At 58.0% G+C, this 11,752-nt stretch carries 15 protein-coding genes; 12 read left to right on the top strand and 3 right to left on the bottom strand.

The genetic code is table 11. The features are described from left to right. Window positions 1–290 precede the first annotated feature (290 nt). On the top strand, window positions 291–767 hold the full coding sequence (locus P3T16_RS24170; protein WP_429344194.1) for a MarR family winged helix-turn-helix transcriptional regulator: 477 nt from the start codon (window positions 291–293) through the stop codon (window positions 765–767). Window positions 768–825: 58 nt separating this feature from the next. Here P3T16_RS24170 and P3T16_RS24175 read toward each other — a convergent pair whose 3' ends face one another. Continuing rightward, a complete protein-coding gene (locus P3T16_RS24175; RefSeq protein ID WP_429344195.1) occupies window positions 826–1,419 on the bottom strand; it encodes a TetR/AcrR family transcriptional regulator in 594 nt (197 codons plus the stop codon). Window positions 1,420–1,597: 178 nt separating this feature from the next. Between P3T16_RS24175 and P3T16_RS24180 the strand changes: the two genes are divergently transcribed. The 10 genes from P3T16_RS24180 (at window position 1,598) to P3T16_RS24225 (ending at window position 9,651) form a co-directional block, all read left to right on the top strand. Then, window positions 1,598–2,308 (top strand): glutathione S-transferase C-terminal domain-containing protein, encoded by a 711-nt coding sequence (locus P3T16_RS24180; RefSeq protein WP_429344196.1) that lies wholly within the window; start codon window positions 1,598–1,600, stop codon window positions 2,306–2,308. A 74-nt stretch (window positions 2,309–2,382) separates the two neighbouring features. After that, complete coding sequence (locus tag P3T16_RS24185; protein WP_429344197.1) at window positions 2,383–3,189, top strand: SDR family NAD(P)-dependent oxidoreductase; 807 nt, start codon at window positions 2,383–2,385, stop codon at window positions 3,187–3,189. A gap of 16 nt (window positions 3,190–3,205) precedes the next feature. Next, window positions 3,206–3,751: a sigma-70 family RNA polymerase sigma factor gene (locus P3T16_RS24190; protein ID WP_429344198.1), complete on the top strand. Its 546-nt coding sequence runs from the start codon at window positions 3,206–3,208 to the stop codon at window positions 3,749–3,751. Continuing rightward, the gene (locus P3T16_RS24195; RefSeq protein ID WP_429344199.1) at window positions 3,748–4,389 is read left to right on the top strand and encodes a DUF1109 domain-containing protein; all 642 of its coding nucleotides are present in this window, start codon (window positions 3,748–3,750) and stop codon (window positions 4,387–4,389) included. The genes P3T16_RS24190 and P3T16_RS24195 overlap by 4 nt, the downstream gene beginning before the upstream one ends. Before the next feature lie 172 nt (window positions 4,390–4,561). Continuing rightward, window positions 4,562–4,870: a BufA1 family periplasmic bufferin-type metallophore gene (locus tag P3T16_RS24200; protein WP_429344200.1), complete on the top strand. Its 309-nt coding sequence runs from the start codon at window positions 4,562–4,564 to the stop codon at window positions 4,868–4,870. A gap of 32 nt (window positions 4,871–4,902) precedes the next feature. Next, window positions 4,903–5,826, top strand: a complete 924-nt coding sequence (gene bufB, locus P3T16_RS24205; protein ID WP_429344201.1) for an MNIO family bufferin maturase — start codon at window positions 4,903–4,905, stop codon at window positions 5,824–5,826. After that, the gene (locus tag P3T16_RS24210) at window positions 5,816–6,595 is read left to right on the top strand and encodes a DNA-binding domain-containing protein (RefSeq protein WP_429344202.1); all 780 of its coding nucleotides are present in this window, start codon (window positions 5,816–5,818) and stop codon (window positions 6,593–6,595) included. The genes bufB and P3T16_RS24210 overlap by 11 nt, the downstream gene beginning before the upstream one ends. A gap of 23 nt (window positions 6,596–6,618) precedes the next feature. Continuing rightward, the gene (locus P3T16_RS24215; RefSeq protein ID WP_429344203.1) at window positions 6,619–7,104 is read left to right on the top strand and encodes a DoxX family protein; all 486 of its coding nucleotides are present in this window, start codon (window positions 6,619–6,621) and stop codon (window positions 7,102–7,104) included. A 157-nt stretch (window positions 7,105–7,261) separates the two neighbouring features. After that, window positions 7,262–7,903, top strand: a complete 642-nt coding sequence (locus P3T16_RS24220) for a DUF1109 domain-containing protein (RefSeq protein ID WP_429344204.1) — start codon at window positions 7,262–7,264, stop codon at window positions 7,901–7,903. A 122-nt stretch (window positions 7,904–8,025) separates the two neighbouring features. Beyond that, the gene (locus tag P3T16_RS24225) at window positions 8,026–9,651 is read left to right on the top strand and encodes a methyl-accepting chemotaxis protein (protein ID WP_429344205.1); all 1,626 of its coding nucleotides are present in this window, start codon (window positions 8,026–8,028) and stop codon (window positions 9,649–9,651) included. Between the two features lie 58 nt (window positions 9,652–9,709). Here the strand turns inward: P3T16_RS24225 and P3T16_RS24230 are convergent, their stop codons facing one another. Both P3T16_RS24230 and P3T16_RS24235 read right to left on the bottom strand, forming a co-directional pair. Beyond that, entirely contained in the window at window positions 9,710–10,180 is a 471-nt protein-coding gene (locus P3T16_RS24230; protein ID WP_429344206.1) for an IS607 family transposase, read from the bottom strand. A gap of 91 nt (window positions 10,181–10,271) precedes the next feature. Beyond that, window positions 10,272–10,790 (bottom strand): winged helix-turn-helix transcriptional regulator, encoded by a 519-nt coding sequence (locus tag P3T16_RS24235; RefSeq protein WP_429344207.1) that lies wholly within the window; start codon window positions 10,788–10,790, stop codon window positions 10,272–10,274. A gap of 149 nt (window positions 10,791–10,939) precedes the next feature. Here P3T16_RS24235 and P3T16_RS24240 point away from each other — a divergent pair, with 149 nt between their 5' ends. Further along, window positions 10,940–11,716, top strand: a complete 777-nt coding sequence (locus P3T16_RS24240; RefSeq protein WP_429344208.1) for an MFS transporter — start codon at window positions 10,940–10,942, stop codon at window positions 11,714–11,716. Window positions 11,717–11,752 lie beyond the last annotated feature (36 nt).

Raw genomic sequence — 11,752 nt, forward strand, 5'->3', positions numbered from 1 at the left:
GCGGAGAATTCCCCATTGACAAGGCAGATATCTTTCGAATCGCGAGCACCGATCACGCTCGTCTTCAGGACCGAGTTGTGGGGCACTGACCTACAGCAAAACGCTATATGTCAGGCTAAACTTCCGTAGCTGATGCCTGTGGCCGAGGTTGCGAGACAGCATGAATTCGCAATCGTAGTGGATTCACGCGTTGTGTTTCGATGTGCCTTATTATTAGCAGTCGCATCCTTCACGACAGAGTTAGGGCGGTCGTTGGGACAAGGGCGGTTGCGAACGTCGAAAGGATCAACATGCACAAGAGTGCCGTCAGAACAGATCAACCAGAACTGGCCAACGCCAAAAATCTCGGTCGGACCTATCTGCTGGCACTGCGCAGCCTGAAGACATTGGGAAAGAGACTCGACGATGCACTTCGGCCCACAGGCATTTCGGTCCTTCAGTTCTGCATCATGAGCATGCTACTCGACGACAGCGGGCCAACGGTGAAAGACATCGCCATCGCCTGCCAGCTAGAGATGTCGCGCGTTTCGGACCAGGTGAGCTTGTTGGCTAAGGGACAGCTGATTACAACCAGTGCTCCGCCCGAAGATCGCCGGATCCGGCGCCTCGCGTTGACTGAGCTCGGACGACGGTCTGTCCTGGAGGCACTTGTCATCTGGCAGGCGCTGGACGTCGAGCTGGCGAATCTCTTTTCAGCCGGCGCGTTCGGGCAACTTGCAGCACTATCGTGCCTGCCGACACTCGGCCGTTATCCCGAAAAAGTGTGATCGGTCATCCATGACGCCAACGAACAGATCATCAAAATGAAATTTCTAGCCGTTACCGCTAAAGGCACTTCCCCTCTAGCAACGCATAGATGGGACGCAACAAGCCTTCCAGCAGCGCACGCTCCGGTCGTGTCCGGGCGAGCACCCGTATACCGAGGTGAACTCCTAGCAACAACCGGGCAAGATCATCAGCAGGCTGTGCAGTCGAAATCTCGCCAGTCTGCTGACCCGCATGTACACAACGCCGGAAAAACGCTTCGACCTCCACCAATACATTTGCGATCATCACTTGAAAGTCGGTGTCGTGTGGTGCAACCTCAAGTGCCGAATTCACCAGCAAACATCCCTTACGGTCCCGGTCACTGACAGACCGCTCGACAACCTCCCCGAAGAATGCCTTGATGGCACCCAGGGGTGGCAGGTTCTGCTCAAATCTTGATACCCGGTCGCCGAAGCTTCTTTCAACGTAACGCGTCAGCGCTCGCTGAAATAGTGACCGTTTGTCCCCGAACGCGTTGTACAGGCTTGCGCCCGTAATTCCCATACCCTGCGCGAGATCGCGCACGGAAGTCGCCCCATAGCCATAAATCCAGAATTGGTGGGCCGCTGCATCGAGGACCGCGTTTTCATCAAATTCCCGTGGTCGAACCATGTTAACTCCTGCCATTGCGTAGCGTCTTGCCAACCGACATTGCAACGTCACGTACGTTCCGATATTCTAGATCATCTGATCTAAAACGCCCCGGGCGATGATATCAAACCCCGTCCGGGGTCTTACGACAACTATCACCTACGCATCGGACAGTCCGAACGCAAAGCACAGGAACATCATGATTGAGTTCTATTTTCACCCTGCGCCCAACCCTGCGAAGGTTGCCCTGATGCTTGAGGAAACTGGCCTCGAGTATGAACTGCGGCCCGTTGACACCAAGAAGGGCGAACAACATTTCAACGCTTTCCTTAAAGTCAATCCGAACGGCAAGGTTCCCGCAATCGTCGACAGGGCCGGGCCAGATGGGAAGGAAGCCAGGGTGTTCGATTCCAGCGCCATCCTGTTGTATCTGGCAGAAAAGACTGGAATGTATCTCGGCGCGGCAACTGATCGCCCGGAGTTGCTCTCCTGGCTTTTCTTCATCAGTTCAGGGGTCGGGCCGTTTTCGGGTCAGTCGGTACATTTCCAGCACGCGGCGCCGGAGAAGCTGCCTTATGCGATCAACCGGTTCCGCCGCGAAGCGGAGCGACACTACCGCGTACTCGACGACCAGTTCGCGCGCCGCCAGTATCTGATCGGAGAGACCTATACGATCGCGGATATGTCCGCGTGGGGCTGGATAGCACGTGCAGCTTTCGTGCTTCCCGGTGCCGATGATCCGTTGGCGCCATTCATCAATCTCAAGCGCTGGTTCACGGAAATTGACGCCCGCCCAGCGGCGATTCGTGCAAGGACGGTTGGGACCGGACATGCGTTCAAGCAGGAGATGGATGAAGTTGCGCGGCGCGCCCTCTTCCCGTCTAACTACCCGATCCCGCAACGCACGTAATCGCAGGGAAAACTCCCCCCTGTGGCAGACGATCTACAGCCCCGAAGAATCACATTAGACAAGGAACGCGAGGAATGGAAGTCAGGAACAAGCGGGTATTGATTACGGGCGGCTCCAGTGGCATTGGTCTCGCGCTCGTCCAGGTTCTGGGCTCCAAAGGTGCGCACGTGGCGATTAGCGGCCGGCAGAACGACAGACTCCATTCGGCAATCGCGAGCTTGCACGCGGCAGGCGTCGCAGCGAAAGGCATCGTTGCTGACGTTACGACGCAGTCGGGACGTGATGCGACCGTTGCAGAGGCACTCGAAGCGCTCGGCGGTCTCGACATATTGGTGAACAACGCAGGCGGCGTGCGAGCCGGCAGGCTCGAGAAGACCACTGAATCCGAAATCCGGACGATGATCGAAGTCGACCTCGTGGCGCCCATCCTTCTCACCCAGGCACTTCTGCCAAGCCTGCGTGAGAGCGGCGACAGCGCTGTCGTGAACGTCGCTTCGGGAATTGCCTTGATCGGCATGCCGTTCTATACGACTTACGCAGCAGTCAAGGCAGGACTCGCACGCTTTGGTGAATCCCTGCGACGCGAGCTTACGGGAGAAGGAATCCACGTCATGACAGCATATCCGGGGGCAACAGATACGCCCATGATGGAGAGTTCGCGAGCCGGAGTCGAACTGGGCTTCGTACGTGAACCCGCATTGGCCGTTGCCAATGCAATCTGCTCCGGGCTTGAAGAAAATGCATTCGACGTCATCCGGGGCGGTGAGGCGCGAGCGCAGATGATCGCACTGAATCACAACGATCCTTCTACGCTGGACCGACGCTTTGCCGGAATGAAAGCCGAGCTCGAGGAAGCAGTCCGGGATCACTCTGCCCTCTGATCCGGGAGTCAAATCCGTGTATTCCGCAGAGCAGCGTCTGAAAACGTTGTTTGTCGCCGGGCTGGCAGGCAACGCATCCGAGTATCGCGCGTTCCTGTCCGAACTGGCGGGCCACCTTCGGGGCTATCTTCGCAAGCGGATTCCGGAACTTCACGTCGACGCCGAGGATATCGTTCAGGAAATCCTGCTGGCCGTGCATAATGCGCGTCATACGTATCGTCCGGATGAACCTCTGACCGCATGGGTTCACGCAATCGCGCGTTATAAGCTAATGGATTTCTTCAGGACACGTGCGCGGCGCGAGTCGTTGCACCAACCGCTTGACGAACACGAAGACATCTTCGCTGAGTCCGACGTGGAACCGACCGATGCCCATCGTGACATCGAGAAACTACTTGATCACCTGCCGGACAAGCAGCGGCTCTCAATCGTGCACGTCAAGCTGCAGGGACTTTCTGTTGCCGAAGCCGCTCGATTGACTGGACTATCGGAATCGGCCGTAAAGGTCAGCATTCACAGGGGGCTCAAGGCTCTGGCCACATACGTCCGGGGGATTGCATGAGAACGGATGATCTTGTCGGATTGCTCTCGACTGGCATAACGCCCGTAAAAAGCGGCAGCGTAAATCGTCGCCTCAGCGTCTCGCTGCCGGTCGCCGCCGTTGGCGCGACGGTGTTAATGGTTACTGTATTTGGCATTCGCCCCGATCTGGGTGTTGTCGTCAGAACTGCAATCTTCTGGGAAAAGCTCGCACTCCCGCTATGTCTTGCAATCGGCGCCCTGATTGCAACGGCCCGGTTGGCGCGCCCCGGCGCGAAGGTTGGAGCCGGATGGCTCGTCATGACGATACCGGTGGTTGCTGTCTGGACCGCAGCAATACTGATCCTCGTCGTCGCCGCACCACCGGACCGGTTGCCTGCAATACTCGGACACTCCTGGCGGTCATGCCCGTTTAATATTCTTCTGCTCGCCGTTCCTGGCTTCGTCGCCATATTCTGGGCTGTCAAAGGTTTGGCGCCCACCAGTCTACGGCTTGCCGGGGCTTCCTCCGGGCTGCTCGCGAGCTCAATCGCCACAGTCACCTACTGCTTTCATTGTCCTGAGATGAGCCCAGCGTTCTGGAGCATCTGGTATGTGGCTGGCATGCTGCTTCCATCCGCGCTCGGGGCAGTGCTTGGTCCCAAACTCCTTCGCTGGTGAGTGGTGCGCTGATAACGGCACAATGCAGCCCGCTTGATCAAACGGCTGATGTCAGCACACCACGGGTAGGAAGAAAAAAATCTGCGCCTCGCTGTAACCCAATCTCCGTAATCCACGAATTAACGTCTGTATCCACCACGGATACCTTCCATCCCTACCCTGGAGAAACTCAATGTCCGCAAAGACCGTTAGTTCCACGCTGCTCGCCGGTGTCGTTGCAAGCCTGCTCGCATCGGTTGCGCACGCAGCGCCGCTCACGAAGGCCGAAGCTACCGCTGCTGTCGCTGCCCACAAGGAAAAGTGCTACGGCGTCGCCCTGAAGGGGCAGAACGATTGCGCCGCCGGTCCCGGCACGACGTGCCAAGGCACGTCCGCGATGGACTTCCAGGGCAACTCGTGGAAGTTCGTTCAGGGCGGCACGTGCACAAGCATCGAAGTGCCGGGCGGTGGCCACGGCTCTCTCACCTCGCTGAAGTCCTGAGCCAAACCACGATCTGATGAACGGGAGCGGTCATGAACGATGCCATCAGGACAACGGCGGTCTACGAACCGGGCCGCTTCCATGGCGTGACGCATGGCGCTCAAGGGCCTGCCGGAACCAGTTTCAAGCACGAACACCTGGCCGCGATTCTTGCGGATGGGCTGAAGGATGGCTTCTTCGAAGTTCATGCAGAAAACTATATGGGCGCCGGCGGCCCACCGCATCGGGCGCTCGCGGCGATCCGCGAGGCCTACCCAATCTCCGTTCATGGCGTGTGCATGTCGATTGGCGGACCCAGCCCGCTGGACGTCGCGCATCTCGCACGCTTTCGCGATCTGGTGATGCGTTACGAGCCGATGCTGGTGTCCGAGCATCTGGCGTGGTCGTCGCACAGCGGTACGTTCTTCAACGACCTCCTGCCTTTGCCGTACACGAAGACAACGCTGGATAACGTCTGCGAACACATCGACCAGGTTCAGGAAGCGATCAAACGCCCGATGCTTCTCGAGAACCCGTCTACGTATGTCGCGTTCGCGTCTTCGGCAATGAGCGAAACCGAATTCATCCGCGCAGTCGTTCAGCGCACCGGCTGCGGCCTGTTGCTGGACATCAACAACGTTTTTGTTTCGGCCACCAATCACGGATTTTCCGCGCAAGCGTACCTCGACGGATTGCCGCTCGAACAGGTAGGCGAAATTCATCTCGCCGGACATAGCGAGCAACGCGACGACGAAGACGAATTGCTGCTCATCGACAGTCACGACTGCGCGATTTCCGATCCCGTCTGGAGCCTCTACCGCGACCTCGTTGCGCGGATTGGCCCGCGTCCAACGCTAGCCGAATGGGACAGCAACCTTCCCGCCTGGCCCGTGCTGCGGGCTCAGGCGCTAGCCGCGCGGCAAATCATGGTGGGAGAGACGCTATCGCCCACGGCGGAGGTCAGTCGTGCAGCCTGAACACTCTTCCTGTCAGTACGCCCCCGCATTTGCGCTGGGTTTGATGGATCCATCTATCGCGGCACCTGAAGACGTGGTTGCCTCGCCGGGCAAGAGTGTCGTCAAGCGGTACAACGTCTATCGTAACAATGTCACGGTCAGCCTCATCGATGCGCTGGCAGCGGTCTACCCGGCGATTCAGCGCATCACTGGCGTCGACTTTTTCAGGGCGATGGCGCGTTTTTATATCCGCGCGATGCCTCCTACTTCGCCGCTGCTGTTCGAGTATGGACGGGACTTCCCTGCGTTCATCGAATCCTATGAATATGCCCGCGAAATGCCCTGGCTCGCGGACACCGCGCGCATCGAGCGAGCGTGGCTGGATGCCTATCACGCTGGCGACCTGCACGTGCTTGCCGCCGAAGCGTTTGCCGAGATCGACCCGGCATCTCTCGCCGAAATACGTTTCACACCACACCCTGCTGCGCGGGTCGTACGCTCACCTTATCCCGCCGTCGCAATCTTTGCGATGAATCGCACTGATGGTCCCGTTTCGCCGTTGCGCTCGAGCGAAGCAGAAGATGCACTCGTGACGCGCCCCGAGCACGAGGTACTGGTATCGCATCTGCCGGCAGGCGGCGCGAGCTTCCTCATTCATCTTCTTGAGGATGCGTCACTGGGCGAAGCGGTCGCCGCAGCACTTCAGGAGGCTCCCTCCTTCGACATCCAGGCCAACCTGGCAGGGATGCTTTCAGCCGGCGTATTTACCGGTATTCAACACGGAGATTGACCAGGATGTCGGACCAACAGAACATGAAACTGCCCCTTCCGGCCGTACTCGTCTCCGCGATTGGCGCGGTGAATCGGCTGATCCAGACGCTCGCGCAACCGTGGCTGGTTCAGCTTGTGCTGCGGCTCGCGCTGGCCGTGCCCTTCTGGAAATCGGGGATTCTGAAATGGCACGGATTCTTTCAGCTTAGCGATACGGCCATTGATCTGTTTACGCAGGAATTCCAGTTGCATCTGCCGGGTGGTCCCTATCCCTTTCCCGCGCCAACGGTTTTTGCGTTTCTGTCTGGCTGCGGCGAGGTCACGTTTCCGGTGATGCTCGTTCTTGGCTTCGGAACCCGCTTCGCCGCAGCCGGCCTGATCTTCATGACCTGCATCGTCGAATTGACCGTTCCCGAGGGCTGGCCGATCCACCTGACCTGGTTGGCAATGGCGCTGGGAATCGCTGCCTGGGGACCGGGTAGGCTATCGATTGACCACCTGCTTGGCGACAGGTCGTTCAGATCCTGACCCGAAGTGCTCATCGAAGGCCAGCGTAAGTCTGAGAGTACCGAGACGTCAGATTCGAAGTATTGCACGCCCGATTCCAGGAGCGCGCCCGACAGCCGGTATCCGTATTGCACTACGTATCGCTTTCGGAATGTCAGGGTGTTTTCCATCGAGCAAGATGAAAACTTCAGATCTGATACTAAGGTTAACTAATAATCTGACGCAGATTGAGCCGAATTTTGCTTCGAACAGGCTCAATCGCGCGCTAAGTATTGGCCTTGCCGGCAGCACAGCGTTGCTGGTAGTGCTATATGGCATCCGCAGCGACATGCCAGAATTGCTGTTGACGGCAATGTTCTGGGTGCGACTGGCGTTTCCGGTGGCGACACTCATTACTGCATTGAACCTCGCTGAACGTCTTGGTCGGCCGGGGGCACCTGTCAGGCTGGCGTGGTTCGCGGTCACACTACCATTCATTACCATGTTGCTCGTTGCCACGTTTATGGTGCTCGCGACCCCGCCTGGCTATCGCCTGCAACTGATGTTGGGTACAACGTGGAGAGTCACCACGGCGAATATTGTTCTGCTTTCTCTGCCATCGCTTGTCGCTGTGATGCACGCTTTGAAGAGACTCGCCCCTACCCGTCTGATACTGACGGGCACAGGGGCCGGATTGCTCGCTGGGGCACAAGGCCTGCTTGTGTACTCCCTTTACTGCTCAGAGATGTCGATACCGTTCTGGGGTGTCTGGTACGTACTGGGCATCGTCATAACCGCTGGTATAGGCGCCCTGTTTGGCCCGTTGTATTTGCGGTGGTAGTCCGGAAAGAGCGCAAGGCGGAGTCACGTTACTGGACAGCAGGTTTCCTGGTCAATACGGGTTGTACGTGTTGATTGGACACAGAGTCAACGCTAGTCGCAACCTATACGTGAAGGAAAATCGTGAAAATTATTGGCAACCTAAAAATCGGCGTTCGCCTTGGCATCGGATTTGGCGCAACGCTTGTTTTGCTATGCTTGGTGGGTGCGTTGGGCCTGGTCCAGGCTTCTCACATTTATGACGGCACGCAGAACCTTGCAACGGACCTGCTTCCCAGTGTCCAGCGACTAGGCAATATCCGGGCACTGGCTGATGAGACCCGCCAAGCCTCCCTAAGTTATCTGATCGCAACCAGTTCCTCGGAACGTCAGTCCCAGCGAGCAAGACGCGACGCAGCGCTGAACGAGCTTTCGCAGGTGTGGCCACAGTACGAGGCAGTAGTCGGCTCCGCCGAGGAGTTGCAACTGTCGAACCAGATCAAGGCAGCATGGAACACTTATCTCGGTCTGGACAAAAAACTGAACGAGCTTTCCGACAGCGGGGATGAGCAGTTCAGTAACGCCCGGGCTTTCGCCGAAGGCGAGTCTTCGCGCGCGTTCGGCAAAGTCACTGCACTCATCGCGCAGGATATTGCGCTCAACAGTCAGGGAGCGGACGACTCCAGTACGGACGCTGCAGCAGCCTTCCATAAGGCGCTGGTGCTTACGTGTGCGCTGATCGGAATAGCCATCCTGTTGAGCCTCATTGTTGCGTTCTTCATCATTCGCTCCATCACGGTTCCAATTGGTGTGTCCATCAGGATTGCCCAGACGGTTGAACAAGGCGACCTCACCTCGAGAATCGAAGTAAATGGCAAGGACGAAGCTAGCCAGCTACTGCGAGCGCTCAAACATATGAATGCGAGACTAGCAGAACTGGTTGGGCAAGTACGATCTGGCAGCGAGAGCATTGCTACGGGGGCAGCACAAATCGCAGCCGGCAATGTCGATCTGAGCCGGCGTACCGAAGAACAGGCTGCGTCACTCGAGGAAACCGCAGCTAGCATGGAGGAGCTGACCTCCACGGTCAGGCAAAACGCCGAAAATGCCCAGCAAGGCAGCACGCTCGCAGCAAACGCATCCAGTATCGCAGAGCGTGGAGGCAAGGTGATGGGCCGGGTGATCGACACCATGCATGCGATATCGGACAGCTCGGCCAAGGTTGCCGATATTATTGCTGTGATCGAAGGCATCGCATTTCAGACGAATATTCTCGCGCTAAACGCGGCGGTAGAAGCAGCGCGTGCGGGCGATCAGGGGCGTGGTTTTGCCGTTGTCGCCGCAGAAGTGCGGACCCTTGCACAACGAAGTGCCAGCGCCGCAAAAGAGATCAAAGTGCTCATTACAGACGCAGGCGACCGGGTGAAGGCCGGCTCGGATCTGGTGAGCGAAGCAGGCACGACCATGGGCGACATAGTCCAGGCGGTCAAGCGGGTTGCCGACCTGATGGGAGAGATTACGGCCGCCTCCCTCGAACAGCATACTGGCATCGAACAGGTCAATACTGCCGTGGCGCAGATGGACCATGTAACGCAGCAAAACGCCGCATTGGTTGAAGAAGCTTCAGCTGCGGCGCAATCGATGTCAGCGCAATCCAGTAAGCTGCGCGAGATCGTGGCGACCTTCAAGCTGGGAGATAATTCTTCAACGGGCGAGCCAGGTCGTGAGCAGACTCCAGCAGGAACGAACGTCGTTGGCGATGCAGCGTGATCGCCAACGGAATGGGCTTCGCTTTAGCCGTTAGTTTGCAGGCACGCCTACCGTTAGCCTAATGGTGCACAAACCTGCACATGCAGATTGTTGTCGCAAGGGTAACGGTAGTCCCTGCTGAGGGGGACGGCGTTGCCACCGTCGCTCGTGGTACCTGTCGCACTCCGGCGCGGCTTGCCGTCCCGGGTGGCGAGCCACTGCTCGCGCACCACACCTCCATCCGCTGCAGGTTGGTAATGGCCGCGATATCAGCGAAACTTGAGTTGATGCAATGGCGCTCGAGCCGGGCCGCCTGCGTCTTCAGCTGTCCGGCCCGGTCGTGCGAGGAAACACGGGCGTAACAGACGGTCCTGCCTGCGACAACTGGCCCGGCACCCAGGGTGGCGCGCACCGTGTCACGCTGATATCGCCGATGGCCGCCGACAGTCCGGCCGAAAGGCATCAACAGGCCCTGTCGATGCCAGCGCCGCAGCGTGCCTACCGCTACGCCCAATTCTGCCGCCGTCTCGCCAATTGATAGAAGTCGCATCCGATATCTCAATAAGATGCCGGATGTAGGACCCGCTTTTAAACGGAATGCTCAGGTTTGCGCTGACTTAACGCTTCCTGCTGCAAACCTGTCAATATTCTCCGCTCGCTTTACCAAGCACCCGTTGGTTGCGATTGTCGATGACCGCATGGGTAGTCGAAGTTGCGCCAGATCCCGCCGCGAAGCGCACCTCATGAAAACTCAATGGTCGACCCTCTCTGCTTTGCACGATTAACGATTGGATTGGGTCACCACTGGAATGCTCAACCAAAGTGACGGGTGGCTTTCCATTTGGCGCAAGCCATCGATCGCCCCATTGCATCAGCGCAACCAGCACGGGATATAGTTCGCCACCTTTCTCCGTCAATCGGTATGCGTAAGTATTGGCACGCTCAGCCACCGGATAGCGTTCAATTATCCCCAGCTCAATCAGGCGTTCCAGGCGGGCGGTCAGAACGTTCCGCGCTATGCCGAGTTGGCTCTGAAATTCGTCGAAGCGCGCAGTTCCCTGAGTGCATTCCCGTACGATCAGCAGCGTCCACCACTCGCCAACCTCATCGAGGGCGCGAGCAATCGAGCAGTTCGTTCCATCAAGGCGTTTTCTATACATAACTGGCTTTCTACCATACTTAGTTGCGTCACGCAACTTATCGAATTCCGACAAACTGTTCGTCGTTTCAAATAGTTGCGTGAGAAAACTCGGATGTCTATAGTTGCGTCACGCAACTTAATTGCATCTGTTTGCTTGAGGAAATCGCTATGGACCGCCGCCTCCTTACACTTGCCTTGGGCATGTTTGCTCTGGGTTCTGACAGCTTCATGTTCGCGGGAATCTTGCCGCTAATCTCTCGCGCCTTTCACGTGAGTATCGGCGCGGCTGGTCAGATGACCACCGTCTACGCCATCACCTACGCGCTTCTAGCGCCCACCATCGCTGCACTCGCGGCAGCCGTGCCCCGCAAACGCCTGTTGATGGGCGGCATGGGACTGTTTGTCATCTCCAATCTTGCGACCATCTTCGCGCCGAACTTCGGTATTGCTTTGGCTACCCGAGCACTGGCAGGTGTGGGCGCGGGCATGTTTTCTCCCACTGCGAGCGGGACCGCCACGATGCTAGTTCCGCCGGAGCGGCGCGGCTTTGCTCTATCCATCATCGTCGCCGGTCTGACGATTGCCACCGCACTAGGCACGCCTATCGGCGCAGTTATCGGCGGCCTCGCCGACTGGCGCTGGCCGTTGCTGTTCGTCGCACTACTCGGCGCTGCGGGATTTGCCGGCATCTGGGCGCTGCTACCGGAAGTGCCACTGCAGCCCGCCATTTCCCTAGGGAAACGCCTTTCTCCGCTCACTGACTCGCGGGTCGTGATGGTCCTCGCGACAACTGTACTTGCGCAGATCGGTACCTTTATCGTCTACAACTACTTTTCGGTGGTGTTCGACCGGGCAATTGAAGGCAGCGCCACCATGATGGGCATGCTGTCACGGATCGGCGTATTGGGGCCATTCCGGGATCGGCGTAATGGCGCCACCAGATGATCGCCGTAATCGAGCCAGTGCAGGATCGGCGTATTG

Origin of the sequence: Paraburkholderia sp. GAS42 (assembly GCF_050436565.1) — a bacterium.
GTDB lineage: Bacteria > Pseudomonadota > Gammaproteobacteria > Burkholderiales > Burkholderiaceae > Paraburkholderia.

Coding starts and splice junctions, on each gene's coding strand:
- bufB (WP_429344201.1), top strand. CDS start 4,903: ATGAACGATGCCATCAGGACAACGGCGGTCTACGAACCGGGCCGCTTC.
- P3T16_RS24200 (WP_429344200.1), top strand. CDS start 4,562: ATGTCCGCAAAGACCGTTAGTTCCACGCTGCTCGCCGGTGTCGTTGCA.
- P3T16_RS24215 (WP_429344203.1), top strand. CDS start 6,619: ATGAAACTGCCCCTTCCGGCCGTACTCGTCTCCGCGATTGGCGCGGTG.
- P3T16_RS24180 (WP_429344196.1), top strand. CDS start 1,598: ATGATTGAGTTCTATTTTCACCCTGCGCCCAACCCTGCGAAGGTTGCC.
- P3T16_RS24220 (WP_429344204.1), top strand. CDS start 7,262: ATGAAAACTTCAGATCTGATACTAAGGTTAACTAATAATCTGACGCAG.
- P3T16_RS24170 (WP_429344194.1), top strand. CDS start 291: ATGCACAAGAGTGCCGTCAGAACAGATCAACCAGAACTGGCCAACGCC.
- P3T16_RS24185 (WP_429344197.1), top strand. CDS start 2,383: ATGGAAGTCAGGAACAAGCGGGTATTGATTACGGGCGGCTCCAGTGGC.
- P3T16_RS24230 (WP_429344206.1), bottom strand. CDS start 10,180: ATGCGACTTCTATCAATTGGCGAGACGGCGGCAGAATTGGGCGTAGCG.
- P3T16_RS24240 (WP_429344208.1), top strand. CDS start 10,940: ATGGACCGCCGCCTCCTTACACTTGCCTTGGGCATGTTTGCTCTGGGT.
- P3T16_RS24195 (WP_429344199.1), top strand. CDS start 3,748: ATGAGAACGGATGATCTTGTCGGATTGCTCTCGACTGGCATAACGCCC.
- P3T16_RS24235 (WP_429344207.1), bottom strand. CDS start 10,790: ATGTATAGAAAACGCCTTGATGGAACGAACTGCTCGATTGCTCGCGCC.
- P3T16_RS24175 (WP_429344195.1), bottom strand. CDS start 1,419: ATGGTTCGACCACGGGAATTTGATGAAAACGCGGTCCTCGATGCAGCG.